Genomic DNA, 25,824 nt, shown 5'->3' with positions numbered 1-25,824 from the left:
GTAGCAAAAAATGCCAATCAAACTGGACGCGATCGACCGGCGCATTCTGCGTGCATTGCAACGGAATTCGAACCAGACGAATGCCGAACTAGCACAACAGGCCGGGCTGTCGCCCACGCCATGCCTGCGCCGCGTTCATCTGCTCGAGGAACAAGGCGTGATCGATGCGTATGTCGCGCTCTTGAACCCGGCTGCCGTCGACCTGCGATTCACCGCGTTCGTGCGCGTCACGCTGGAGCGCCAGGATAAGACCACCGTCGAACGCTTTGCGCGCGAAATGGAGCAAGCGCCCGAAGTACTCGAATGTCATCTGATGGCCGGCAGCTACGACTATCTGCTGCGCGTGATCGCGCGCGATCTCGACGACTACCAGCGCTTTCAGATGGAAACGCTCACGCAGATCGAAGGCGTCCGCAACGTCGAAACCGAGATTCCGCTGAAGCGCATCAAGCAGACGGTTCGCCTGCCGATCTAGGCATCCAGAAACGTCACGGCCTGCCCCTGCGGCTCCCCGTTCAGCGCGCCGTCGCGCACGACGACCCGCCCACGCACGACCGTATGCACGGGCCAGCCCGTCACCGCGCACCCGTCATAGGGCGTCCAGCCGCTCACGCTGGCGATCCATTCGTCCCGGATCACGCGACGCGCTCGCAAGTCGACGATGCTGAAATCGGCGTCGTAACCCACCGCGATCCGCCCTTTCCCCGCGATGCCGAAGATGCGCGCCGGCCCGGCACTGGTCAGGTCGACCAGCCGCGCGAGGCTCAGGCGGCCCGCCTGCACGTGATCGAGCATCAGCGGCAGCAGCGTCTGCACGCCGGTCATCCCGCTCGGCGATTGCGGATAAGGCCGGCGTTTTTCGTCGCGCGTATGCGGCGCGTGATCGCTGCCGATCACATCGACCACGCCATCTCGCACGGCCTGCCAAAGCGCATCCTGATGATGCCGCTCGCGCACCGGCGGATTCATCTGCGCGAACGTGCCGAGCCGCGCGTAGCAATCGGGCGCGTGCAGGCTCAGGTGATGCGGCGTGACCTCGACGGTCACGCGATGCCGATGCCGCGCGAGGAACGCCATTTCCCCGGCAGTGGACACGTGCAGCACATGCAGCCGCCGGCCCGTCTCGGCAGCCAGCCCGACGATGCGCCGCGTCGCCGCCAGCGCGCTTTCCTCGTCGCGCCAGCGAGGATGATCACGCACGTCGCCGCTGGCTTCGACGAGCGCCCGGCGTTCGCGCAGCCGCGCCTCGTCTTCCGCATGCACGGCCATGCGCCGCCGCCCGCTGCGCACGATCCGGCGCAACACGGCTTCGTCGTCGGCCAGCAGGTCGCCGAACGAACTGCCCATGAAGACCTTCACGCCCGCGCAGCCCGGCAGGTTTTCGAGTACCGGCAGCCGTTCGGCGTTCGCGGCCGAGCCGCCGATGTAGAACGCGTAGTCGCACCAGGCACGGCCGCGCGCAAGATCCAGCTTGGCCTGCAGATCCTGCGCGGTCAGCGTCAGCGGATGCGTGTTGGGCATCTCGAAGATCGTCGTGACGCCGCCGAGCACCGCGCCGCGCGTGCCGGCCTCGAGGGTCTCCTTGTGCGTCAAGCCCGGTTCGCGGAAATGCACCTGGCTGTCGACGACGCCCGGCAACACGTGCAGGCCGCCGGCGTCCAGCAGGACGTCGGCGCTCCACGTGCCGTGCAATGCGCCCAGCGCGACGACACGGCCGTCCACGCACGCGATGTCGATCCGCTCAGCCCCGTTGGGCGTCATCGCCGTGCCGCCGTGCACGAGCAGGCCGGCGTGACGTCGCCGCAGCGCATCGCTCACGCCCGCTTCACGTCGGATAGGCTCGTCCATGACTCAGAACTCGTTCTGGATGTGCTTGTAGCCCAGTACCAGCGCATTGTTCGTGCGTGCGACGTCCTCGGAGAAATCGCTTGCGTCGGCCGTCACCTGCGGCAACGCGGCGAGATCGGTTTCCGGCCCGATGCGCTCGGTCGAACGCACGTAGAAACCCGGCGGCAGATGGCAGCCGTCGACGACCGCGTTGTAGCGCACCACGCAGCCGTCGTCGATCGTGCAGTTGAACAGCACGCTGTTGAAGCCGACGAACACACCGTTGCCGACCTTGCACGGGCCGTGGACGATCGCGCGATGCGCGATCGACGTGTGCTGGCCGATGGTGACGCTCGCGCCCGACTTCGAATGGATCACCACGCCGTCCTGGATGTTCGAATGCGCACCGATCACGATCGGCGCGATCCGGCCGCCGGCATCCGTTTCGTCGGCGCGGATCACCGCGTACGGGCCGATGAACACGTTCTCCTCGACGATCACGAGCCCGCACAGAATGGCGGTCGGATCGACGAAGGCGCTCGGGTGAATCTGGGGCAGGTCGCCGCGCGGGTTCTTTCTGATCATCAGGATTCCTGCCTTGAAAGGGGGCGGCCGCGCTTGATCCGCTCGAACAGGCCCGGATCGCGCCACTGTGCGGCGATGGCCGGCGCGAACACGATGTCGTCCAGGTCGATGCGGCCCATGCGCGGGTTGAACGCATCGTCGCGAAAGCACTGCGCGTAACCGGTCTCGGTCTCGTGAACGATGATCGAATGCAGCCGAACGTCGGCTTCGCCGTTCGTCATGCGGGTGCTGGACAGCGCCGCATCGACGAGGCGAAAGAACACGCGCGAGAACTGCTCGGCGCTCGGCGACACGGGCAGCAGCACCCAGCGCTCGGAATGCCGGCGCATGCTTTCGACATAACACGGGTCGTCGTCCGTCCACAGCGTCACCGCGTGATCGAACGCGTCGATCAGGTCGCGCACGTCGCCCTTGAGCAGCCCGAAGTCGTAGATCATCTGCCCGTGATCCAGCGCGTGCGCTTCCAGCAGCAGCTCGACGCGGTACGAATGGCCGTGGATCGAATGCGAGCAGCGCCGCGTGCTGCAGCCGCGCACGACGTGCGCGTTCTCGAAGCGGAACAGCTTGCGGATCAGCATGCGTCGGCGCCTTCGCGCACCGGCGCGGCCCAGGCCACCGCATCGTGCGGATGCAGGCTTTCCAGATGGCGCACGTGCACGTGCGGGGTCGCATGGTGGCCGTCCAGCGCGGCCTGGACCCGGCGAGCGGCGTCCTCGACGAACATCAGGTTGCCGCCGTTCAGCACCGCGAAGGCCTGCTCGTCCGCGCGCTTGACGGCCGTCTGCACCGGCGTGCCGAGCGCGTGCTCGATGCGATCGATCAGGTCGATCAGCCCCAGCGTCGCGCCATCGGCGGGCAGCGCCACGCTGACGACGGCTTCGCTGCGCTGGCTGTGCGGCGTGGCCGCCGTCGCGTGCCGCTTCAGCCACGCGGCGACCGCCGCCGGCTCCACGCGATCGTCGCGACCGAATGCCGCCAGGAACGCCTGCTCGACCCAGTGCCGCGACAGCGCGGCGGAGCACGGGCACGTCGACGAATAGACGACCGTCACCTGCGCGCGCAGCGCGAACCGGGAGCCGGTCAGCATCGCGTCGATCCGGACCGGATAGGCTTTCCATCCGGCCAGCCCGTCCGTCACCAGCGCGGCGCGGCGTGCCAGCAAGTCGAAGCGCAACCGCAGCCGCGCGCTGCGCGTGTCGCAGTCGCGATGGCTGTCGACCATCGCGTGCAGCACACGCTGAAGGCCGGCCGGCGACAGCGCCGCGCCATCATCGAGCCCGTCGAGCAGCCGGTACAGCCGCGACATGTGGATGCCCTTCACGTGCGGCGCAGGCAGATCGACCTGCACGTCGGCGCGCGCATGCACGTCGCGCCGGCAGCCGGGTTCGGCCACTGCAACGGGCAGGTCGATGCCCTGCATGCCGACCCATTCGAGCGGGCGGCCACCCGGCGCGGCATCGGTCAGGGAAATATCGGGAAGCGGTGCGTTCATGCTCGGAATCCGGTGGAGCGCCTTCTCCATCCGGATCGATGCAGGAAGCGCGGTCAGGTCAGGGCCAGTCGCGAAACGGGTTGTCCCACGTGGTCCAGTGTTCGGGGCCGGTGGCCATCTCGGCGTCGGTCAGCAGACACGCGTCGAAGCGCGCGCGCAGCGCCGGCTCGTCCATGTCCATGCCGATCAGCACGAGCTCCTGCCGCGCATCGCCGACGTGCTCGTCCCAGCGCGCGCGGATCTGCGCGACGGCTTCCGCATCCTGCGGCCAGCGCTCGGGCGGCATGGCCGCCCACCAGTAGCCGGCCGGCCCGTGCCGCGCGACCGCGCCGGCCTGCGACCACGAGCCGGCGACGGTCGGATGGGTGGCGAGCCAGAAGAATCCCTTCGAGCGGACGACGCCCGGCCATTCGCTTTCGACGAGATCGAAGAAGCGCTGTGGATGGAACGGCCGGCGCGCACGATAGACGAAGCTGCGGATGCCGTACTCGTCGGTCTCGGGCGTGTGCGTGCCGCGCATCTCCTGCAGCCAGCCCGGCGCGCGCGATGCGGCTTCGAAGTCGAACAGGCCCGTGTCGAGCACGCGCTCGAGCGGCACCTTGCCGAATTCGGCGATCTCGATCCGTGCGCGCGGGTTCAAGCCGCGCAGCAGCGCGACCAACCGCTCGCGCGCGCTTGCGTCGATCAGGTCGATCTTGTTGATCACGATCACGTCGCAGAACTCGATCTGGTCGATCAGCAGATCGACGACCGTGCGCGCATCTTCCTCGCCCATCGATTCGCCGCGCGACTGCAGGCTGTCGCGCGACGCGTAGTCGCGCAGGAAATTGAACGCGTCGACCACCGTCACCATCGTGTCGAGGCGTGCGACTTCGCCGAGGCTGCGGCCGTCCTCGCCTTCGAACGTGAACGTCTCGGCCACCGGCAGCGGCTCCGAGATGCCGGTCGATTCGATCACGAGCTGGTCGAACCGCCCTTCGCGTGCGAGCCGGTCGACCTCGATCAGCAGGTCCTCGCGCAGCGTGCAGCAGATGCAGCCGTTGCTCATCTCGACCAGCTTCTCGTCGGTGCGCGACAGCCCCGCGCCGCCGTCGCGCACGAGCGCGGCGTCGATGTTGACCTCGGACATGTCGTTGACGATGACCGCGACGCGCCGGCCCTCGCGATTGTTCAGGATGTGGTTGAGCAGCGTCGTCTTGCCGGCGCCGAGGAAGCCGGACAGGACGGTCACGGGAAGCCGCGTGGACGGGGAGAGTGCGGGGCTCATCGGGCGATTCCGGGAGGAGAGTGGACGATCATCGAGTGATACATAGTATCGCAACGATATAACATATCATTTCAAACGTCCAGCATGCCGGTTAGGTTTTGTCCGGAGCGGACCGCGCCGCTCCGGCATCACGCCGTCATGTATAGAGCGACGCCTGCGGCAACTCGCCCGTCAACGCGAACCGGCCCACATCCCGCAGCCGGTAGTCGAGCGGATCGTGCAGCGTATGCGTGCGCGCGTTCCGCCAGAAGCGGTCGAGGCCGAGCGACGCGGCTGTCGCGCGTGCGCCGCAGGCGTCGAACAGCGCCTCGCCGTTCTCGAGCGCCGCGCGCTGCGCGACGATCTTCGCCTCCGATACCGCGAGCGCCACCTCGGCGCGCTCGTCCGCCGTCAGCGCATCCTGTCGCGCCCATGCACGCTGCAACGCGGCGGCCGCGCGATCGGCCAGCACCGCCGCGGCGATCGCCCGCACGCGCATGTCGCCGAAGCGCTGCAGCGTGTACGGATCGTCGCTCGCCTGCGCGACCTCCGACTGGATCCACGGGCGGCCATGCTTCAGCACGTAGTCGCGCGCTTCCGCCAGCGCGCCTTCCGCGAGCCCGACGAACAGGTTGGTCAGCACGAGCTGCGACACGAGCGTGCGCAGTGTCGCGCGCGGGGTCGGCGGCGTCTCGGAACGGTGCAGTACCTCGTCCGCCGCAAGCGTCACGCCGTCGAAGCGCACGCTGCCGCTGTCGGTCTGGCGCTGGCCGATCGGATCCCAGTCTTCGTTGACCGTGATCCCCGCACGATCGGTCGGCACCACGCCGAACACGGTGCGGCCAGTGTCCGGATCGTGCGCGGACACCGTCATCCGCTGCGAGCCGCGCGTGCCCGAACAGAAGCCCTTCACGCCCTCGAGCCGGTAGCCGCCGTCAGGCGTGGCCGTGGCCACGAGCCGCGTGTCGAGCGGATTGACCGCGTTGCCCCACCACCATTGCTGCTCGACCGTGCCGCGCAGGTAGCGTTCGCGCTGCGCGGCGTTGCCCCACACGTCGACGCTCACCACCTGCAGGCACTGGAACCCGACGAGATGCGCGAGCGCGCTGTCGACGCGCGCGATCTGCCGGATCGCATCGTAGATCTCGGGCCATGCGGCTTCCTGCCCGCCGAACGCACGCGGCACCGCGAGCGTCAGCAGGCCCGCATCGGCGAGCCACCGCTTCTCCTGCGCCGCATGACCGCCCGCGCGGTCGCGCGCGGCGGCCGTGGTGCGCAACGCGTCGATCGCGCGCGCCAGCGCGACGGGGTCGAAAGCAGGCGTATCGGTATCGGGCGCAAAGGTCGCCGGGCCACGCGGATCGTTCATGCGACGGCTTCCTGCGCAACCGCTTCACCCGACAGCGGCACCAGCGCGTCGAGCTGGCGGCCGGTCAGCCGCGACAGGATCTCGCGCCGCCAGTCGTCGTAGATCGCGCGGTATTCGGCGATATCCGCGCCGAACACGTGTGCGGTATGCGCGTACTCGTCGTGCAGATAACCGTCGAGCCGCGCCTGCGTTTCCTCGTCGGCCGCGATCACGCGATCGATCAGCGCATCGCGTTCGGCCACCGGCAGCGCCTTCAGCGTGTCGAACCACCACTGGACGATCTGCACGCGATGCCATTCCTCGTCCGGCCGGATCCGGTTCTCGCCATGCTCGCGCATCGCGGAATCGCCGATGAGGCCGGTCTTGCGCTGGATCCACAGCTTCGCGAGGATGTGCAGCTCGTAGTGCCATTCGAACGCGAGAAAGCCCGCGATGTCGCGCACCGCGATGTCGCCGATGCGCGCCCAGTGCGCGGAGACGAGGCGGTCGACTTCCGGCAGCGGATCGCGCCCCGTCAGTTCGGTCACGCGTTCGCGGCCGATCACCGCGTGCGCGCCGTCGTCGCCGAGCTGGCGCGACAGGATCAGCTGGAAATGCGGATCGTCGCGGAACAGCGTGTCGATCGCCTTCGCGACGACCTGCACGATGAACAGGTCGTGCGACGCCATCTTCGTGTAGTAGTCGGCGACGGCGGCCAGCTCGTCGTCGTTGTGCGGCTCGCGCGGCGGCGTGGCGAGCTTCGCCGGGAAGTCAGGACGATGGCGTCGCGCCACGTCGAGAAACAACGCTTCCTCGAATTGTCCGTTCCATTCGCGCGGCGCGCCGATGGGCAAGGTCATAGGTTCTTTCTCTCAGGATCATGAATGAAGCGAGCGGACGCTTGTGGCGTCGCTCAGGTACGCCGGGTCACACGTCGGACCAGGCGGTCGCCCGTGATTTGCACGGCCGAGACGAGCGCGATCAGGATCACGATCACGGTCGCCATGACGGTGGTGTCGAAACGCTGGTAGCCATAGCGGATCGCGAGATCGCCGAGGCCGCCCGCGCCGACGGCGCCCGCCATCGCCGTCGAGCCGATCAGCGCGACGACGGTAATGGTGAAGCCGCCGAGCATGCCGGGCAGCGCTTCGGGCAGCAGCACGTGCCAGACGATGTGGCGGCGCTTCGCGCCCATCGCGAGCGCGGCCTCGATCAGCCCGCGGTCGACTTCACGCAGGCTCACCTCGGCGATCCGCGCGAAGAACGGGATCGCGGCGATCGACAGCGGCACGACGGCCGCCCAGACGCCGATCGTCGTGCCGATCAGCACGCGCGTGAACGGCAGCAGCGCGACGAGCAGGATGATGAACGGCGTCGAGCGGAACACGTTGACGAGCGCGCCGAGCACCGCGTTCACGCCGCGCCGCTCGTAGATGCCGCCGGGCGCGGTCGTCACGAGGATCACCGCGAGCGGGATGCCGATCAACGCGGCAATCATGGCCGATGCGGCGACCATCGACAGCGTGTCGCGGATCGCGTCGAGCAGTTCGGGCCACCAGAGGTCAAACATAGCCGAGCACCTCCGCGTGGTTCGCGTGGCGACGCGCGCGTTCGAGCAGCGCGGCCACTGCACCGCCGCGGGCCGGCGGCTGGCCGGCATCTTCCGCGCGCAGGGCTGCCGCGATCACGAGCCGCCCCTGTGCGTGCCCCTGGATGCGCTCGATCCCGCCGTGCAGGAACCGCACCGAGCCGCCGAGCGCCACTGCAAGCGCGCCGACATCCGGCTCGCCACCGCTCTCGCCCGTATAGCGGACGTCGAGCACGACCTGCGCGCCTTCAGGCAACGCGGCTTGTTCCGGCAACGGCTGCACGCGCGCGGCCAGTTCGGCCGGCAGGTCGTGCACGAGCGTGCTGAGCAGCGCGCGCGTCGCGCCGTGGCGCGGATCGCCGAACACGCGCCACACGGGGCCCGTTTCGACGACTTCGCCCTGTTCGATCACCGCGACCGTGTCGCACACCGCGCGGATCACTTCCATCTCGTGCGTGATCAGCACGATCGTCAGCCCGAGGCGGCGGTTGATGTCGGCGAGCAGCGCGAGGATCGACTGCGTCGTCTCGGGATCGAGCGCCGACGTCGCCTCGTCGCACAGCAGCACCTCCGGATCGTGCACGAGCGCGCGGGCAATGCCGACGCGCTGCTTCTGCCCGCCCGACAGGCTGGCCGGATACGCGTCGCGCTTCGCGGCGAGCCCGACGAGTTCGAGCAGCGCCTCGACCTTGCGCACGCGCTCGGCCTTCGGCACGCCGGCGATCTTCAGCGGCAGCGCGACGTTCTCGAACACCGTCTTCGCGGACAGCAGGTTGAAATGCTGGAACACCATGCCGGTGCGGCGCCGCAGCGCGACGAGGCCATCCTCGTCGAGCGCGCCGACGTCGACGCCCTGCACGCGCACGCGGCCCGAGCTCGGCCGTTCGAGGCCGTTCACGAGCCGCAGCAGCGTCGACTTGCCGGCGCCGCTGCGGCCGATGATCCCGAAGACCTCGCCGCGCCGCACGTCGAGCGTCACGTCGCGCAGCGCGGCGGCCTGGCCGCGCGGCGTCGCGAACACCTTGCCGACCTGCTCCAGCGACACGGCAACGCCGCCGGCCGGTTCGGCCAACGCAGCCGCTGCGTCATGCGTCGCGGCAGCCGTGGCGGCCCGCACGGCCGACGTATCGATGAAACCCAGCGTATCGAACAATTGCGTCATCGCTTCGCTCCGTCACGTTCAGACATGCGCGGGATGCGCGGATTCGGCGTGCACGGCGGCGCCCGGCCGGTGCTGCGCGCCCGTATGCCACGCGGGCAGGCGCGGGCCCGCGCCGAACAGCTTCTCGCGCAGCGTGGGCGCGGGATCGTAGTCTTCCTTGTAGACGCCGCGGTTCTGCAGCTCGGGCACGACCCAGTCGACGAAATCCTCGAACGATTCGGGCATCACGGTGCGCGTCAGGTTGAAGCCGTCGATCCCGGTCTCGTCGATCCACGACTGCAGCTCGTCCGCGACCTGCGACGGCGAGCCGACGATCGGCGCATAGCGGCCGCCGAGCGACATCTGTTCGAGCATGCGGCGCACGGTCCACGTGCCGGTCGTGCTCTTGCGCGAGATCGCGTCGACGGCCGACTGGATCGAATCGGTCTTCACGTACGAGATCGGCTCATCGAGGCCGTACTTCGCGAAGTCGATGCCGGTCGAGCTCGCGAAATGCGCGAGGCCCGCTTCGGCGCTCGCGTAGCGCCGGTATTCGTCGAATTTCTCGCGTGCCAGAAGTTCGGTTTCCGCCGTCACGACGCTCACGCCGGCAAAGATCTTGATCGACGCCGGGTCGCGGCCCTGCCGTGCAGCGGCCGCGCGAATGTCGAGTGTCGCCGCGCGCGCGGCGGCCTTGCTTTGCCCGTTCACGAACACGCATTCCGCGTGACGCCCCGCGAACTCGACGCCGCGCGCGGACGAACCGGCCTGGTACAGCACCGGCGTGCGCTGCAGCGACGGCTCGCTCAGATGAATCGCGTCGATCGAATAGAACGGTCCGTCGTGCTTCACGCGCCGCACCTTGCCCGGCTGCGCGAACACGCGCGCCTTCGCGTCGCGGATCACCGCATCGTCGTCCCAGCTCTGTTCCCACAGCTTGTAGACGACGTCCATGTAGTCGTCCGCGCGCTCGTAGCGGTCGTCGTGGCCGATCTGCTGCGCGAGGCCCATGCCGCGCGCGGCGCTGTCGAGATAGCCGGTGACGATGTTCCAGCCCACGCGCCCTTTGGTCAGGTGGTCGAGCGTCGACATGCGGCGCGCGAACAGGTAAGGCGGTTCGTAGGTGAGGTTCGCGGTCACGCCGAAGCCGAGGTGCCGCGTGACCTGCGCCATCGCGGGCACCAGCAGCAGCGGATCGTTGACGGGCACCTGCACCGATTCGCGCAGCGCGGTGTCGGGCCCGCCGCCGAACACGTCGTACACGCCGACGATGTCCGCGAGGAAGATCCCGTCGAACTTGCCGCGCTCGAGCGTCTTCGCGAGGTCGGCCCAGTAGTCGAGATCGGTGTAGTGCGCCGAGCGGTCGCGCGGATGCGTCCACAGCCCGTGGTTGATGTGCCCGACGCAGTTCATGTTGAACGCGTTGAGCAGGATTTTCTTGCGGTTCGCCGTCGTCATGCCGCCTCCGTCACCACGCGATCGCGTACAGCGAGCCGAACGCGTTGTCGAGCGCCTTGCGCACCGCCGGCGAGTGCTGGTAGATCGAGATGAACTTGCGGATGCGCGGATCGTTCACGCTGTCCGGGCGCACGACCCACTGGATCGCGAAGATCTTGTTCTCGGTGCCGTCGAACAGCAGCGCGCTGTTCGGGTCGGTCGTGCCGGCTAGCTTGATGAAGCTCGGGTAGCCCTGCGCGAGATCGACGTCGTCGAGCGAACGTGCGAGCTGCGACGCTTCGAGCGGGATGATCTTCAGGTGCTTCGGGTTCGACACGATGTCGTGCGTCGTCGCGCGGTAGTCGGCGCCCGGCGTCAGCGTGATGAGCCCCGCGCGCTGCAGCAGCAACAGCCCGCGCCCGCCGTTCACCGGATCGTTCGCGATCGCGACCTTCGCGCCGTCCTTCAGCTCGCTGAAGCTTTTCACCTTCTTCGAATAGAGGCCGATCTTCATGATCGTGCCGGGCGCGATCGACACGAAGTTGTAGCCGCCCTGCTTGTTCGCGTTCTCGAGAAACGGGATGTGCTGGAAGTAGTTGACGTCGATGTCCTTGTTCGCGAGCGCCGCGTTCGGCGTATTCCAGTCGGTGAATTCGACGATCTTCACGTCGAGCCCCTGCGCCTTCGCCTCCTTCGCGGCAACTTTCAGCGCTTCGATTTGCGGGCTGGTCGAGATGCCGACCTTCAGCGGCGCGGTGTCGGCGTGCGCGCCATTGAGCAATGCGACGCCAAGCACGGCGGCAGCCAGCAGGCGCGCGACGCGGCCGGCGGAAAAGCGGGCGGAAAAAACGGCATGCAGCATGAAACCACTCTCCTGTCCAAAGACGGTATCGATGGATGAGCGACGCCGCGGCGAACGCACGGGCGTTCTCCGGACAGAGGTCAAACGCATCGGAAAAGATCAGCCGATGATAGAGAGCGGCGCGGGGGCGGTCTACGAAGCGATTGTGCGAAGAAAATCGCGCGCGGCGATATGGCGGGCGGCCATGCGGGATCGGAGGTGCGACCGGGCGCCCGGTCGGCCGCCAGGCCGAAATCTCGGCCTGGGCGCCGGGCGAATTCCGAAATCTCGGCCAGCCGGTCGGGGCCGCCTTTCCGCAGACGAAACAAAATCCTTATAAATCAAGGCATTAAAAATCTTCCGGCGAGCGGGATTTCTGGCACGGGGGTTGCGTAATAGACGGCACACGATGCCGCGAAGCCATGCAGGCATACCAACATCAGGAGACACGTCTTGCAGACCTCTATCCATACCCCGTCCCATCCGGAGCCGGTTTCCGACGCCGTCGCCGCCCCGCGCGCGCGCTTCTGGCCGGAAGGCTGGTGGAAACTGATGGAAATCCGCATCGGCATCATTCCGCTGCCCGTCTACTTCATCCTGCTCGCGCTGATCGTCGGCTTCTCGGTGACCGGCAAGGTGCCCGGTGAAATCTCGATGGCGATCGCGGTGCTCGCGTTCTTCGGCTTCACCTGCGCGGAACTGGGCAAGCGCCTGCCGCTCTTGCGCAACATCGGCGCGGCCGCGATCTTCGCGACCTTCGTGCCGTCCGCGCTCACGTACTACCACGTGCTGCCGAAGCCGGTGCTGAACCTCACCGTCGAGTTCACGAAGTCGACCAACTTCCTGTACCTGTTCATCGCGTCGATCATCGTCGGCAGCATCCTGAGCATGGATCGCCGCGTGCTGATCCAGGGCTTCGTGAAGATCTTCATCCCGCTCGCGGCCGGCTCGGTCGCGGCCGCGATCGTCGGCACGGCGGTCGGCACCGCGCTCGGCCTCGGCGCGCGCCACACGCTGCTGTACATCGTCGTGCCGATCATGGCCGGCGGCGTCGGCGAAGGCGCGATTCCGCTGTCGATCGGCTATTCGGAACTGATGCATCTGCCGCAAGGCGAGATGTTCGCAATGGTGCTGCCGCCGGTGATGCTCGGCAGCCTGACCGCGATCATCCTGTCGGGCGCGCTCGACATGCTCGGCAAGCGCTTCCCGCACCTGACCGGCAACGGCCGCCTGCAGGTCGGCGAATCGGGCGACATGACGCCCGAGAACGAGGAAATCCGCGGCCACGTCGACGTCTCGCACATCGCGGGCGCCGGCATCACCGCCATCACGCTGTATCTGGTGGGCCTGATGGCGCACAAGCTGTTCGGCCTGCCCGCGCCGGTCGCGATGCTGTTCCTCGCGGTGCTCGTGAAGCTCGCGCGTGCGGTGTCGCCGCCGCTGCAGGAAGGCGCGTTCGTCGTCTACAAGTTCTTCTCGACCGCCGTCACGTACCCGCTGCTGTTCGCGATCGGCGTCGCGATGACGCCGTGGGACAAGCTGACCGCCGCGTTCACGATCGTCAACGTCGTCACGATCGTGTCGACCGTCGCGACGCTGATGGGCACCGGTTTCGTGGTCGGCCGCCTGATGAAGATGTACCCTATCGACACCGCAATCGTGAACGCCTGCCATAGCGGGCAAGGCGGCACCGGCGACGTCGCGATCCTGACTGCCGCGAACCGGATGCAGCTGATGCCGTTCGCGCAGATCGCGACGCGGATCGGCGGCGCGATCGTCGTCACGGTCACGCTGATCCTGGTCGCCCACTTCGGATGACGCGCCGCCGCGCGCACCGTCGCGCCGGCCGCTTTGCACGCGCCGCCGCCGGCCCAGCCGGCGCGCGGCGCGCGTCGTTCGGGGCGTCGTTTCGGGCGTCACGCCGGGCGGGCGGTTGCGGGTTTCGATGAGGGCGAACGTGCAGAAGAGCTTCAAGGGCATCCCGTGGTGGGGCTGGGCATCGGCCAGCGTGCTGTATGTATGCGTGGCGGCCGCGGCCGTCGATTTCGCGTGGGAACGCGCGATCGACGCGCTCGAGGAAACCGGCGCGCACCGGCTCGACCTGTACGCGTCGAGCCTGAAGAGCGAGCTCGGCCGCTTCGAGATCCTGCCCGGCCTGGTCGCGCGGCAGGACGGCGTGCGCGCGATGCTGAAAGCCGCGCCGCATGAGGCTCCCGAACTCGTGCACACGGTCGACACCTACCTCGAAGCCGTGAACCGCGACGCGGGCAGCGGCGCGGTCGACGTGATCGACCTGCAGGGCGACGTGATCGCCGCCAGCAACTGGAACGAGACGCTCAGCTTCGTCGGCACCAACGTGTCGTACCGGCCGTACTTCAAGGACGCGCTCGCGCGCGGCAGCGGCCGCTTCTTCGGTATCGGCACCAACACCGGCGTGCCGGGCGTCTACTTCGCCAGCGCGGTGCGCGACGAAGGCGTGCCGATCGGCGTGGCCGCCGTGAAGATCAGCGTCGATCCGCTCGAATCGGCATGGCGCGCGCCGGGCGTCGCCGCGATGGTCGTCGATCGCAACGGCGTGGTCGTGATCTCGACCGAACCCGCGTGGAAATTCACCGCGCTGCGCCCGATCACCGCGCAGCAGCAGCGCGACATCCAGGCGTCGCGGCAATACGCAGGCCGCACGGTCGATGCGCTGCCGTACCGCCATATCGGCGACCGCAGCGCGGCCGCGTGGTTCGGCACCTTCCCCGATACACGCCACAGCGGCCGCACCACGCGCTATCTCGTGATGTCGCGCCCCGCGCCGCAGGCCGGCGATTCGCTGATGGTGCTGCTCGACATCGCGGGCGCGCGGCGCCAGCAGCAGACGGCCTTCGTGTTCGTCACCGGTGCGTTCCTGATCGCCGCGCTGCTCGCCGGCTATGCGATCCAGCGCCGTCGGGCCATCGTCGCGCGACTGAACGCGCAGGACGCGCTGCGGCGCGCGAACGACCAGCTCGAGCTGACCGTCGCGCAGCGCACGGCCGCGCTGACGACCGCGAACGAACGGATGCAGCGCGAGATCGTCGAGCGCGAGCGCACCGAGCAGCGGCTGCGCGCGTCGCAACAGGAAGTCGTGCATGCGGGCAAGCTCGCGGTGCTCGGGCAAATGGCCGCCGGCCTCACGCACGAGCTGAACCAGCCGCTCGTCGCGATCCGCACGCTGTGCGACAACGCGCGCACGTTCTTCGAGCGCGGCCAGCCCGCGCCGGCGCTCGCCAATCTCGAACGGATCGGCAAGCTCGTCGACAGCATGGCGGTGCTCACCGGCGAGTTGAAGACCTTCGCGCGCAAGCCCGACGTCGAACGCGTCGCGGTGTCGCTGAACGAGGCCGTCGCACATGCGCGGCTGATCTACGATGCGCGGATCCGCGACGAAGGCGTGCAGCTCGACGTGAACATCGCGCCGGGCACCGCCGTATCGGCCGAATCGAGCCAGTTGCAGCAGGTGATCGTGAACCTGCTCGGCAACGCGCTCGACGCGGTGCACGACGCGAGCGTGCGCCGCATCGTCATCGCGGCCGCCGGGCCGGACGAAGCCGGCCGCGTGCGCTTCACCGTCGCCGACAGCGGCGCGGGCATCGCGCCCGAGGTGCTGCCGCACCTGTTCGAGCCGTTCGTCACGACCAAGCCGCGCGGCCAGGGCCTCGGGCTCGGCCTCGCGATCACGTCGCGCATCGTCGAGGCGTTCGGCGCGAAGATCGCCGCGACGAACCGCGACGAAGGCGGCGCGCAGTTCAGTATCGAATTCGCGGCGGCCACGCTGCAAAGGACAGAGCATGGAAGATGAGATTCGGGTGCTGGTCGTCGAGGACGATGAAAACGTCCGGATCGGCGTCGAGCAGGCGGTAGCGCTTGCCGGCTTCGCAGTGGACGCATTCGCGTCGGCCGCCGACGCGCTGCATCACGTCGCGCCCGGCGCACCGGTCGTGATCGTGTCCGACGTGCGGATGCCGGGCATCGACGGGCTGCAGCTGCTCGATCGCGTGATGGCCATCGACGCGCAGATCCCGGTCGTGCTGATCAGCGGCCATGCCGACATCTCGACGGCCGTCGGCGCGATGCAGGTCGGCGCGTACGACTTCATCGAGAAGCCGTTTTCGTCGGACGTGATCGCGGGGCGCGTCGCGCGCGCGGTCGAGAAGCGCCGTCTGACGCTGGAAGTGCAGGGGCTGCGCGCGGCGCTGAACAACTGGCAGGGCATCGAGGCGTTCGTGCTCGGCAAGTCGCCCGCGATGGCCGACGTCCGCAAGAAGATCCTGCGCCTCGCCGATACGTCGGTGTCGGTGCTGATCACCGGCGAGACGGGCACCGGCAAGGAACTGATCGCGCGCAGCCTGCACGACTTCGGCGGCCGGCGCGACGCGCATTTCGTCGCGCTGAACTGCGGTGGTTTGCCGGAACAGGTGTTCGAGAGCGAACTGTTCGGCCATGAAGCCGGCGCATTTACCGGCGCGATCAAGAAGCGTATCGGCAAGATCGAATGGGCGGACGGCGGCACGCTGTTCCTCGACGAGATCGAGACGATGCCGATTCCGCTGCAGGTCAAGATGCTGCGCGTGCTGCAGGAGCGCGTGGTCGAGCGGCTCGGCGCGAACGAGCTGATTCCGGTCGACTGCCGCGTGGTCGCCGCATCGAAGGCCGATCTTGCCGAGCTCGCGGCCGACGGCCGCTTTCGTGCTGACTTGCTGTATCGCCTCAACGTCGCGCAGATCGAACTGCCGCCGCTGCGCGAGCGGCGCGAGGACGTCCCGCTGCTGTTCGAGCATTTCGTGCTCGCGGCCGCGCGCCGCTTCGGGCAGCCGGCGCCGGTCGTCACGGCTGCGCAGGTGTCCGAACTGATGACGCATGCATGGCCGGGCAACGTGCGCGAGCTGCAGAACGTGGCCGACCGCTTCGTGCTCGGGCTGACCGGCGACAGCCTGCTGTCGTCCGGCGGCGCGCCGGCCGCAGGCGGCACGCTCGCGGAGCAGCTCGCGTATTTCGAGCGGATGCTGATCGAGGACATGCTGCAGCGTCACAACGGCAATGTTGCGGACGCAAGCGAAGCGCTCGGGATGCCGAAGAAAACGCTCTATCACAAGCTGCGCAACCTGCGGATTCCCGCGCGCGGCGACGCGGCGGCCGATGGCGGCGAATGACGAGAACGAGGACACGCACTCCAGCATGGATCGCATCGACATCACCGAACACGGCCGCGTCACCGGCCACCTGATCCGCGGCGTCACGCACGCGCAGAAAACCTTTCGCCCGAGCGACTGGCCCGAGCGCCTCGCGGGCGTCATCACGCTGTTCGTCGGCGAGCGGCGGCCCGGCTATCCGTGCGCGCTGTCGCGGCTCGCGATGCCCGTCGTCGACGGCAACGTCAAATGTCTGTTCGTGTCGGACGAATTGCGCACCGTGTGCGCGGACGCGTTCGATTTCGCGATGCAGTTCGCGACCGACAACGATCTCCCGGTCGTGCTTCAGACCGCACCCGCGCTGGCGGTGCGCTGACGCGCGGGCCGCTGTCGCGGCGCGCTTTCTTCCCGTTTTCCAAAGATGCGATGTGCAGGTGCGCAGGTCGCCGCACGTCTTTATCCGGCCTTTCCGGCGCCGCGACCAATCGTCAGATGATTGAAAGCATCGACACCCATCCCCTTCCGACAAGGGTTTCCGGCCGAGCCATCAATAAAATTGATCGTCACGATGAAAATTATGCGTTTTCCTTGCAGGTCGCCGTGATGCATAGTTGCGTCGTGTTGACGCACCTTTGAGTCTTTCAGTCATGAACATGCGAATCGAGCCGTCCGTGCTCGCGAACCCCGACCTGCAATTTGCGACGCTCTCGTCAGGCATCAGCCTGCCGTATGTCGAGCGGGGCAGCGGCGCGCCGATGGTGTTCGTGCACGGCTCGCTGTGCGACTACCGCTACTGGGATCCGCAGCTCGCCGCGCTGTCGGCCCACTACCGCTGCATCGCGCCGAGCCTCAGCCATTACTGGCCGGCCGTCGAAGCGGGCATCCAGGACGAGTTCAGCTGGCAGAACCACGTCGACGAGCTCGCCGAATTCATCGACGCGCTCGATCTCGGCCCCGTGCACCTGGTCGGCCACTCGCGCGGCGGCAGCGTCGCGTTCAACGTCGCGCGCCAGCATCCGCATCTCGTCGAATCGCTGACGCTCGCCGATCCGGGCGGCCCGCTGCAACAGCCGGGCGTGCGCGAAGCCGCGCTGCCGGCCGCCGCGATCGCGCTGCGCACGCAGGCCGTGAACCTGATCGGGCAAGGCGACGTCGAATCGGGCCTCGAGATGTTCGTCGATTCCGTGAGCCTGCCGGGTGCATGGAAGAAGAGCACGTCGCGTTTCCGCACGATGGCGATCGACAACGCGAGCACGCTGCCGAAGCAGTTGCGCGACCCCCTGCCCGCGTACTCGCAGCACACCGCCGGCGACATCGCATGCCGCACGCTGCTGATCGACGGCCAGCGCAGCCCGAAGATGTTCCGCAACAACGTCGACACGCTGTCGCAGTGGATCGGCAACGCGCAACGGCAGACCGTCGCCGGCGCGTCGCACGGGATGAACGCGGCAAGCCCCGCCGTGTTCAACCGCTTCGTGCACGAGTTCGTCGCCGCGTAAAGGCTCCCGGGCGGCTTCCGCGCCGCCCGTTCTCCTCGCTGTTCAACGACGATGCGGATACGCGCCGCATCGCCGCTTCATCAACCGCCGTGCGTCACCGGCGCGTCCGCCCCGTCAATCCGCCTGCGCCATTCCGTCAGCACGGCTTACCACACGGCCGGCTCCGGCTCCGCCTTGCGCGTGACCGCATCGGGCAGCCCGAACACGCTGTCGAACGCCCAGTTGTACGTGAACGTGAAGATCGGGAAGAACACGATCAGCACCGCGTCGTACAGGAACGCCTGCAGCAGCGACACGTCGAGCCACCAAGCGATCAGCGGGATCAGGAACGTCACGAGCGCGATCTGGAAGCCGATCGCATGCAGTACGCGGCGTCCGACCGTGCGCGTCGTCGCTGCACTCCTGCGCTCCCACGCCTCGAACACGAGGTTGTACAGGAAATTGACGGTGACGCCCGTCGTCGAAATCATCACGCCCAGCAGGCCGCTCGCCGCCACGCTGGCGCCGCTCAGCATGCCGAGCACCGACGATGCGATCAGGATACCGAGCACCTCGAACATCACGACGTAGACTATGCGTCTCTTCCACCCTTGCATCACCATCCACCTTCTATCGAACAAGGTGGCGAGACTATCAGCGGGTAGCGCGTCCGCCAAAGTCAGGTCCTTTCAATTTTTCTGACAGGAGGCCAGTGCATGCTGACCAGCGACCACATCGACATGCTGCTGACCGTCATCGACAAAGGCTCGTTTTCCGCGGCCGCGCGCGCGCTCGGCCGCACGCCGTCGGCGATCAGCATGGCGATCGCGAACCTCGAGGCCGAACTCGACCTCGTGCTGTTCGACCGCGGCACGCGCGAACCGACGCCGACCGCCGCGATGGCGGCGCTGCTGCCCGACGCGCGGTCGATCGCCGAGCGGCTGCACGCGCTGCGCGCGCATGCGCAGCACCTGTCGGAAGGCGTCGAGGATACGTTGCGGCTCGGCCTCGCCGCCGAACTCGACGGCGCGCCCGTCGCCCGCGCGCTGACGGCCGTCGCCGCGAAATACCCGGCGCTCGCGATCAGCATCGTCACGGCGCCGCAGGACGTGATCATCGATGCGCTGCATCGCCGCGCCGTCGATCTCTGCGTCGCGTATGGCGGGCTCGACCTGCATCCGCAGGAGCAGATCCACGCGCTGTGGACCGAGACGCTCGTCGCGGTCGCCGCGCCGAGCCATCCGGCGATCGCCGAATGCGCGCAACCGGAAGCAATCGAGCGGCTGTCGGGCCTCAGGCAGATCGTGATCGCCGATCCCGAGCGGCCGCTGACTGACGTGCGGCCGGTGATCGGCAACCGCACGTGGAAGGTGACCGACATGGCTACCGCAATCGCGCTCGTGAAGGCCGGGCATGGCTGGGCGAACCTGCCTGAATCCATGATCGGCCGATACGTCGCCGACGGCGAGCTCGCGCCGCTCGTGTTCGCGAACATCCGCAACGGGTTGCCGCTACCGGTGTACCTGCGCCGGCCGAAGCATTCGGGGCTCGGCAAGGCGGCGAGCGAACTGGTTCGCGCGCTGCGGGTGGCGGGTGACGAAAAATGACCGGCGTGGCGGCGAACGCCGCCACGCCGTCGATCAACGCCGGACGGCTTGACCGTTAGTTGCGATCAGTGCGTGGCCGCCGCCGCCGCGCTCTGGATCGAATCGACGAGCGACACGTTGTCGTAGCGTCGTCCGGCAATGCCCCATCCACCGTCGACCGCATGGACGACGTTCACCCACACCTGCGCGGCCGTCAGCCGCCCACCTGCCCGGCGCAGCACGATCGCGGTCGCCCGTTCGACGAATTGCCGCTGCCGCTCGGGCGCCGCGAGCGCCACGGCGGGCAACTTCAGCTCGACGAACGCAGCGGGCTCCGCGCGCCCCCGCACGAAGGTCCGGTGTCGCGGCAGCACGTTGAGCGTGCCCACCACGTTCGGCGCCAGGAACGCATTCCCGGTCAGCCCCTCCACTTCCAGCAGCGCATCGGTCAACTCGGCAAACACCGGCCCCTCGTCGTCCGGCGTGAAAACCCCTTCTGATACGGTCAGCGTAATCGGCATCGCACTTTCTCCAGGTCAGGTCATCGGGATCGTGACGTGATATAAATACCAGTCACTCTCTATACATTAGACACTGATCGCTCTCTATGCAAGATAAAGAGTGATCGCTCTGAAGCGAGCCTGTCATGCGTTATTCCGTCGAGCACAAGCACGAAACCCGTACGCGCATCCTCGAAGCCGCGAGCCGGCTGTTCCGCGAGGAGGGGTATGGCGGCTCCGGCATCGGTCCGCTGACGAAGGCGGCGGGCGTCACCAACGGCGCGTTCTACGGCCATTTCAAAACGAAGGGCGAAGCGTTCCGGCAGGTCGTCCTCGATGGCCTTGCCCAGCTCCGGCACGGCGTCGCGACGTTCAAGGCCGAGCATGGCGCGCGTTGGCGGCGCCCGTTCGTGTCGTTCTACCTCGGCCCGCGACGCACCTGCGAACTCGGTGAAAGCTGTGCGCTGCCGAGCCTGTCCCCGGAAGTGATGCGTGCCGATGACGAGACGCGCGACGCGTACGAGCAGGCACTGCGGCAGATCGTCGACGAAGTGTCGGCAGGAATGGACAGCGCACCCGATGACGATCGGGCAATCGCGTTCCTCGCGCTGCTGTCAGGCGGTGTCACGCTTGCGCGCGCGGTGCGCGATCCCGAGCTCGCGCAACGCATCGCCGATGCGGTCGGCCGCTACGCGGTGGTGATCGCGGAACGCACAGACGTGAAACCGGAGCAACAGGCCTGACTGCCCTGACTAACCGCCAATAAAAAACCCGATCCGCGTCGCCACGGATCGGGGTGCTTCGATCGACTACCCGGTAAGTCGGCCCGTCTCGGGCCGGTGCATCACCGCGCCGCCACCTCCGCCTTGCCCGTCGCCGCATCGCCCACCGCCGTCGGTGCCGGCCCCCATCCGCCGCCCAGCGCGCGGATCAGGTTCACGGTCGACACGGCCTGCGCGCCGGTCAACTGGTTCGACTGCAACTGCGACTGCAGCACCGAGCGCTCGCTGTCGATCACGTCGAGATACGCGACCTCGCCTTCCTGATACTGCGTGCGCGACAACGTCGCCGCGCGGCGCGACGCGTTGACGGCCGCATCCTGCGCGCGGATCTGGTCGTCGAGCAGGCGGAGGTCGGCGAGATTGTCCTCGACCTCGCGGAACGCGACGAGCACCTGCTGCCGGTAGTTCGCGACCTGCTCGTCGTACTGCGCGCGTGCCTGCTGCACGCCGGCCGCACGGCGGCCGCCGTCGAACAGCGGCAGCGTCAGCGCGGTGCCGGCGAACGGCCCGAGCAGGAACGTGCGGCTCGACCACAGGAACAGGTTGCCAAGCGTCGACGCCTCATACCCGAACGCCCCCGTGATATCGAGCTTCGGGAAGTACGCCGATTTCGCGAGGCCGATCCGCGCGTTCGCGGCCGCCATCGCACGTTCGGCCGCCGACACGTCCGGACGGCGTTCGAGCAGCGCGGACGGCAGGCCCGCGGGGATCTTCACCGCGACCGGCACGATCGGCGTTTCCTTGAACGCGAAATCCGCCGGCGCCTTGCCGAGCAGGATCGCCAGCGCATGCTCGGACGCCGCGCGCCGCCGCGCGACGCCGACCGCATCGGCCTGCGCGGTGGCCAGCTCGTTCTTCGCGCGCGACACGTCGAGCTCGCTGATGTCGCCTTCGTTGAAGCGGCGCTGCACGAGCTTCAGTGCCTGCTCGCGCAGCTCCACCGTGCGGCGGTACAGGTCCTGGTCGGAATCGAGCTGACGCAGTTCGAAGTAGTTCTGCGCGACGTCCGCCTGCAGCGCGAGCTGCACCGAACGGAACAGCGCTTCGCTCTGCGCCTGGTCGGCACGCGACGCCTCGACGTTGCGGCCGACGCGGCCGAACAGGTCGGCTTCATACGACACCGTGCCCTGCGCGCGCCACAGCGTCGCGTTGGTCGGCCCCGTGCCCTGCGGCTGGAACTGCGACGCCGACGACAGCCCCTCGCGCGTCGGCCCGAAGCCGGCACCGATCTGCGGGAACCATTGCGAGCGCGCGGTACGGGTCGCCGCACGCGCTTCCTCGACCCGCGCGGCCGCGGCCTTCAGGTTCTGGTTCGCGGCGAGCGCCTGCGTCTCGAGCGAATCGAGCACCGGGTCGCCGAACACCTTCCACCATTCGCCGCGATGCGCGCCGTCCGCCGGCTCGGCCGTCTTCCACGTGCCGGCCTGCTCGCCGGCGGCGAGCGTCGGCGCTTCCTTGAACGCCGTCGGCGTCGACACATCCGGGCGCTTGTAGTCGGGCCCCACCGCGCACGCGGCGAGCAGCGTCGCGAGCAGGGTGCTCGCGGCCGCCACCTTCGCGAAGCGCATCAGGCCGTTCGTGTTGTGCAAGTTATTCATCTTCCTGTCCTCAAGCATCCGAAGCCGGCACGTGCTGGGACGGCACACCGTAACCCGCCGAGTCCTTCCCGGCGACGTGGATCTTGCCGCCCGCGAGCGTGCGCAGCACGACGTAGAACACCGGCGTCAGCATCAGCCCGAACAGCGTAACGCCGAGCATCCCGAAGAACACCGCGACACCCATCGCATGGCGCATTTCCGAACCGGCACCCGTCGACGTAACGAGCGGCACCACGCCCATGATGAAGGCGATCGACGTCATCAGGATCGGGCGCAGCCGCAGCCGGCTCGCCTCGATCGCGGCCTCGAGCGGCGTCCTGCCGTCGTGTTCGAGTTCACGCGCGAATTCGACGATCAGGATCGCGTTCTTCGCCGACAGCCCCACCAGCACCATCAAGCCGATCTGCGTGAAGATGTTGTTGTCGCCCTGCGTGAGCCACACGCCTGTGAGCGCCGACAGAATGCTCATCGGCACGATCAGGATCACCGCGAGCGGCAGCGTCAGGCTTTCATACAGCGCCGCGAGCACGAGGAACACGAGCAGCACGCTGATCGGGAACACGTACATCGCCGAATCGCCCGCGAGGATCTGCTGGTACGTGAGGTCGGTCCATTCGAACCGCACGCCGCGCGGCAGCGTTTCATGCGCGATGCGCTCGACCGCGGCCTGCGCCTGGCCCGACGAGAAGCCCGGCGCCGGGCCGCCGTTGATGTCGGCCGCCGTGTAGCCGTTGTAGCGCACGACCATTTCCGGGCCGAACGTCGGCGTCACCGTGACGAGCGACGACAGCGGCACCATCTCGCCACGGTCGTTGCGCGTCTTCAACTGCAGGATGTCGTCCGCGCGCTGGCGGAACGGTGCATCGGCCTGCACACGCACCTGGTACACACGGCCGAAGCGGTTGAAGTCGTTCACGTACAGCGAGCCGAGATACACCTGCATCGTGTTGAACACGTCGGTCACGGGCACGCCGAGCTGCTTCGCCTTCACGCGATCGAGATCGACGTTGAGCTGCGGCACGTTGATCTGGTAGCTCGTGAACAACGGGCCGAGTTCAGGCGCCTGCTGCGCGCGCTTGATGAAGTCGTTGGTCGCATCCGCGAGCCGCGCATAGCCGACCGCGCCGCGATCCTCCACCTGCATCTTGAACCCGCCCAGCGTACCGAGGCCGAGCACCGGCGGCGGCGGGAACACCGCGACGAACGAGTCCTTCATCGCGCCGTACTTCTGGTTCAGCGCCCCCGCGATCGCGCCGGCCGACAGCGCCTTGCCGTGCCGTTCCGAGAACGGCTTCAGCGTGACGAACACGATGCCCGCGCTCGAGCTGTTCGTGAAGCCGTTCACCGACAGCCCCGGGAACGCGACCGCGCTCTCGACGCCCGGCTGCTTCAGCGCGATCGAGCCCATGTCGCGGATCACCTTCTCGGTGCGGTCGAGCGACGCACCGTTCGGCAGCTGCGCGAACGCGATCAGGTATTCCTTGTCCTGCGCGGGCACGAAGCCGCCCGGCACGACCTTCGACACGAGCACGGTCGCGCCCACCAGCACGAGATACACGCCGAGCATCAGCGTCTTGCGCGACAGCACGCCGCGCACGCCGCGGCCGTAGTTCTCCGCGCCGCGATGGAACACCTTGTTGAAGCCGCGGAAGAAGCCGCCGAGCACGCGGTTCATCACGCGCGTGAGCCAGTCTTCCTTGTCGCCATGGCCCTTCAGCAGGATCGCGGACAGCGCCGGCGACAACGTCAGCGAGTTGAACGCCGAGATCACCGTCGAGATCGCGATGGTCATCGCGAACTGCTTGTAGAACTGGCCGGTCAGGCCCGACATGAACGCGAGCGGCACGAACACGGCGACGAGCGTCAGCGCGATCGCGATGATCGGCCCGCTCACTTCCTGCATCGCCTTGTAGGTCGCCGCGCGTGCGTTCATCCCGCTCTCGATGTTCCGCTCGACGTTCTCGACCACCACGATCGCATCGTCGACCACGATCCCGATCGCGAGCACCATCCCGAACAATGACAATGCGTTGATCGAATACCCGAACGCGAGCAGCAGCGAGAACGTGCCGATGATCGACACCGGCACCGCGATCAGCGGAATCAGCGACGCGCGCCAGGTCTGCAGGAACACGATCACGACGATCACGACCAGCGCGATCGCTTCGAGCAGCGTGTGCACGACGGCCTTGATCGACGAACGCACGAACTGCGTCGGGTCATAGACGATCTTGTAGTCGACGCCCGCCGGCATGTCCTGCTTCAGCTCGGCCATCGTCTTGCGCACTTCGTCCGAGATCTGCAGCGAGTTCGCGCCCGGCGACTGGTTGATCGCCATCGCGACGGCCGGCTTGTTGTCGAGCAGCGAGCGCAGCCCGTATTCGGACGCGTCGAGCTGGATCCGCGCGATGTCGCGCAGGTGCGTGACGCCGCCGTCCGGCGTCGTCTTCACGACGATGTCGCCGAACTCGTCTTCCGTCTGCAGGCGGCCGCGCGCGTTCACCGACAACTGCAGCGGCGTGCCCGGCAGCGACGGCGACGCGCCGATCACGCCGGCCGCGACCTGCACGTTCTGCTCGCGGATCGCCTGCACGACGTCCTCCGCCGACAGCCCTCGCTGCGCGACCTTCTGCGGATCGAGCCATACGCGCATCGCGTAGTCGCCCGAACCCCACAGCTGCACCTGGCCGACGCCCTGGATCCGCGACAGGCGATCCTTCACGTTGATCAGCGCGTAGTTGCGCAGGTAGGTCATGTCGTAGCGGTTGTCCGGCGAGATCAGGTGGACCACCATCGTCAGCGTCGGCGAGCTCTTCACCGTCGTGATGCCGAGCCGCTGCACGTCTTCCGGCAGGCGCGGCAGCGCCTGGTTCACGCGGTTCTGCACCAGCTGCGTGGCCTTGTCCGGATCGGTGCCGAGCTTGAACGTGACGGTGATCGTCATGTTGCCGTCGCTGTTCGCCTGCGACTGCATGTAGAGCATGTCCTCGACGCCGTTGATCTGCTCTTCGAGCGGCGACGCGACCGTCTCGGCGATCACTTTCGGGTTCGCACCCGGATACTGCGCCTTCACGATCACGGAAGGCGGCACGACTTCCGGATATTCGGAGATCGGCAGCAGGAACATCGCGATCACCCCGCCGAGCAGGATGATCACCGATAGGACTCCTGCAAAGATCGGCCGGTCGATAAAGAATTTGGAAATGTTCATGAGTT

At 67.8% G+C, this 25,824-nt stretch carries 23 protein-coding genes; 8 read left to right on the top strand and 15 right to left on the bottom strand.

From position 1 onward, the window contains the following. The first annotated feature begins 10 nt into the window (after positions 1-10). Positions 11-475: an Lrp/AsnC family transcriptional regulator gene (locus CFB47_RS19785; RefSeq protein ID WP_089462011.1), complete on the top strand. Its 465-nt coding sequence runs from the start codon at positions 11-13 to the stop codon at positions 473-475. Here CFB47_RS19785 and CFB47_RS19780 read toward each other — a convergent pair. From CFB47_RS19780 to CFB47_RS19730, 11 genes are all read right to left on the bottom strand, one after another. Further along, positions 472-1,848, bottom strand: coding sequence for a dihydroorotase (locus tag CFB47_RS19780; RefSeq protein ID WP_089462010.1), 1,377 nt, complete (start codon positions 1,846-1,848; stop codon positions 472-474). The genes CFB47_RS19785 and CFB47_RS19780 overlap by 4 nt on opposite strands. A 3-nt stretch (positions 1,849-1,851) precedes the next feature. Beyond that, entirely contained in the window at positions 1,852-2,412 is a 561-nt protein-coding gene (locus CFB47_RS19775; protein WP_089433370.1) for a carbonate dehydratase, read from the bottom strand. Continuing rightward, positions 2,412-2,990, bottom strand: a complete 579-nt coding sequence (locus CFB47_RS19770; protein ID WP_089462009.1) for a 6-carboxytetrahydropterin synthase — start codon at positions 2,988-2,990, stop codon at positions 2,412-2,414. Before CFB47_RS19770 ends, CFB47_RS19775 begins: the two co-directional genes overlap by 1 nt. Continuing rightward, positions 2,984-3,904 carry a GTP cyclohydrolase FolE2 gene (gene folE2, locus CFB47_RS19765; protein ID WP_089459282.1) on the bottom strand — a complete coding sequence of 307 codons (921 nt, stop codon included), beginning with the start codon at positions 3,902-3,904 and terminating at the stop codon, positions 2,984-2,986. The genes CFB47_RS19770 and folE2 overlap by 7 nt, the downstream gene beginning before the upstream one ends. A 58-nt stretch (positions 3,905-3,962) precedes the next feature. Then, positions 3,963-5,171 (bottom strand): zinc metallochaperone GTPase ZigA, encoded by a 1,209-nt coding sequence (gene zigA / locus CFB47_RS19760; RefSeq protein ID WP_089462008.1) that lies wholly within the window; start codon positions 5,169-5,171, stop codon positions 3,963-3,965. Positions 5,172-5,307: 136 nt separating this feature from the next. Continuing rightward, positions 5,308-6,519 (bottom strand): acyl-CoA dehydrogenase family protein, encoded by a 1,212-nt coding sequence (locus tag CFB47_RS19755; protein WP_089459061.1) that lies wholly within the window; start codon positions 6,517-6,519, stop codon positions 5,308-5,310. After that, positions 6,516-7,358, bottom strand: a complete 843-nt coding sequence (locus CFB47_RS19750; protein ID WP_089459062.1) for a hypothetical protein — start codon at positions 7,356-7,358, stop codon at positions 6,516-6,518. The genes CFB47_RS19755 and CFB47_RS19750 overlap by 4 nt, the downstream gene beginning before the upstream one ends. Before the next feature lie 53 nt (positions 7,359-7,411). Beyond that, the gene (locus CFB47_RS19745) at positions 7,412-8,068 is read right to left on the bottom strand and encodes a methionine ABC transporter permease (protein WP_089459063.1); all 657 of its coding nucleotides are present in this window, start codon (positions 8,066-8,068) and stop codon (positions 7,412-7,414) included. Then, the gene (locus tag CFB47_RS19740) at positions 8,061-9,248 is read right to left on the bottom strand and encodes a methionine ABC transporter ATP-binding protein (protein WP_089459064.1); all 1,188 of its coding nucleotides are present in this window, start codon (positions 9,246-9,248) and stop codon (positions 8,061-8,063) included. The genes CFB47_RS19745 and CFB47_RS19740 overlap by 8 nt, the downstream gene beginning before the upstream one ends. Positions 9,249-9,266: 18 nt before the next feature. Further along, positions 9,267-10,685: an LLM class flavin-dependent oxidoreductase gene (locus CFB47_RS19735; protein WP_089459065.1), complete on the bottom strand. Its 1,419-nt coding sequence runs from the start codon at positions 10,683-10,685 to the stop codon at positions 9,267-9,269. A 10-nt stretch (positions 10,686-10,695) separates the two neighbouring features. Then, positions 10,696-11,526: a MetQ/NlpA family ABC transporter substrate-binding protein gene (locus tag CFB47_RS19730; RefSeq protein ID WP_039367858.1), complete on the bottom strand. Its 831-nt coding sequence runs from the start codon at positions 11,524-11,526 to the stop codon at positions 10,696-10,698. Between the two features lie 432 nt (positions 11,527-11,958). Between CFB47_RS19730 and CFB47_RS19725 the strand changes: the two genes are divergently transcribed. The 5 genes from CFB47_RS19725 to CFB47_RS19705 all read left to right on the top strand — a co-directional run bounded on the left by CFB47_RS19725 (position 11,959) and on the right by CFB47_RS19705 (position 18,163). Further along, entirely contained in the window at positions 11,959-13,323 is a 1,365-nt protein-coding gene (locus CFB47_RS19725) for a 2-hydroxycarboxylate transporter family protein (protein ID WP_089433376.1), read from the top strand. A 127-nt stretch (positions 13,324-13,450) separates the two neighbouring features. Then, positions 13,451-15,334, top strand: coding sequence for an ATP-binding protein (locus CFB47_RS19720; RefSeq protein WP_089459067.1), 1,884 nt, complete (start codon positions 13,451-13,453; stop codon positions 15,332-15,334). Further along, the gene (locus tag CFB47_RS19715; protein ID WP_089459068.1) at positions 15,324-16,685 is read left to right on the top strand and encodes a sigma-54 dependent transcriptional regulator; all 1,362 of its coding nucleotides are present in this window, start codon (positions 15,324-15,326) and stop codon (positions 16,683-16,685) included. Before CFB47_RS19720 ends, CFB47_RS19715 begins: the two co-directional genes overlap by 11 nt. 25 nt (positions 16,686-16,710) lie before the next feature. Next, positions 16,711-17,040, top strand: a complete 330-nt coding sequence (locus tag CFB47_RS19710; protein WP_089459283.1) for a DUF3579 domain-containing protein — start codon at positions 16,711-16,713, stop codon at positions 17,038-17,040. Between the two features lie 271 nt (positions 17,041-17,311). After that, positions 17,312-18,163 carry an alpha/beta fold hydrolase gene (locus tag CFB47_RS19705; protein WP_089433378.1) on the top strand — a complete coding sequence of 284 codons (852 nt, stop codon included), beginning with the start codon at positions 17,312-17,314 and terminating at the stop codon, positions 18,161-18,163. 146 nt (positions 18,164-18,309) lie between these two features. Here CFB47_RS19705 and CFB47_RS19700 read toward each other — a convergent pair whose 3' ends face one another. Then, the gene (locus tag CFB47_RS19700; protein ID WP_089462041.1) at positions 18,310-18,759 is read right to left on the bottom strand and encodes a PACE efflux transporter; all 450 of its coding nucleotides are present in this window, start codon (positions 18,757-18,759) and stop codon (positions 18,310-18,312) included. Positions 18,760-18,858: 99 nt separating this feature from the next. Here CFB47_RS19700 and CFB47_RS19695 point away from each other — a divergent pair, with 99 nt between their 5' ends. Next, a complete protein-coding gene (locus tag CFB47_RS19695) occupies positions 18,859-19,749 on the top strand; it encodes a LysR family transcriptional regulator (protein WP_089462007.1) in 891 nt (296 codons plus the stop codon). A 65-nt stretch (positions 19,750-19,814) separates the two neighbouring features. Here the strand turns inward: CFB47_RS19695 and CFB47_RS19690 are convergent, their stop codons facing one another. Next, on the bottom strand, positions 19,815-20,249 hold the full coding sequence (locus tag CFB47_RS19690; RefSeq protein WP_089462006.1) for a Tautomerase enzyme: 435 nt from the start codon (positions 20,247-20,249) through the stop codon (positions 19,815-19,817). 125 nt (positions 20,250-20,374) lie between these two features. Here CFB47_RS19690 and CFB47_RS19685 point away from each other — a divergent pair, with 125 nt between their 5' ends. Then, positions 20,375-20,971: a TetR/AcrR family transcriptional regulator gene (locus CFB47_RS19685; protein WP_089462005.1), complete on the top strand. Its 597-nt coding sequence runs from the start codon at positions 20,375-20,377 to the stop codon at positions 20,969-20,971. Between the two features lie 101 nt (positions 20,972-21,072). Here the strand turns inward: CFB47_RS19685 and opcM are convergent, their stop codons facing one another. Next, on the bottom strand, positions 21,073-22,608 hold the full coding sequence (opcM, locus tag CFB47_RS19680) for a multidrug efflux transporter outer membrane subunit OpcM (protein WP_089462004.1): 1,536 nt from the start codon (positions 22,606-22,608) through the stop codon (positions 21,073-21,075). A 10-nt stretch (positions 22,609-22,618) separates the two neighbouring features. Continuing rightward, a complete protein-coding gene (gene ceoB / locus CFB47_RS19675) occupies positions 22,619-25,819 on the bottom strand; it encodes a multidrug efflux RND transporter permease subunit CeoB (protein ID WP_089462003.1) in 3,201 nt (1,066 codons plus the stop codon). Positions 25,820-25,824 lie beyond the last annotated feature (5 nt).

It is taken from the genome of Burkholderia sp. AU27893, from assembly GCF_002223205.1.
Taxonomy (GTDB): domain Bacteria; phylum Pseudomonadota; class Gammaproteobacteria; order Burkholderiales; family Burkholderiaceae; genus Burkholderia.
This window is presented reverse-complemented; position numbering and strand designations above follow the sequence as displayed.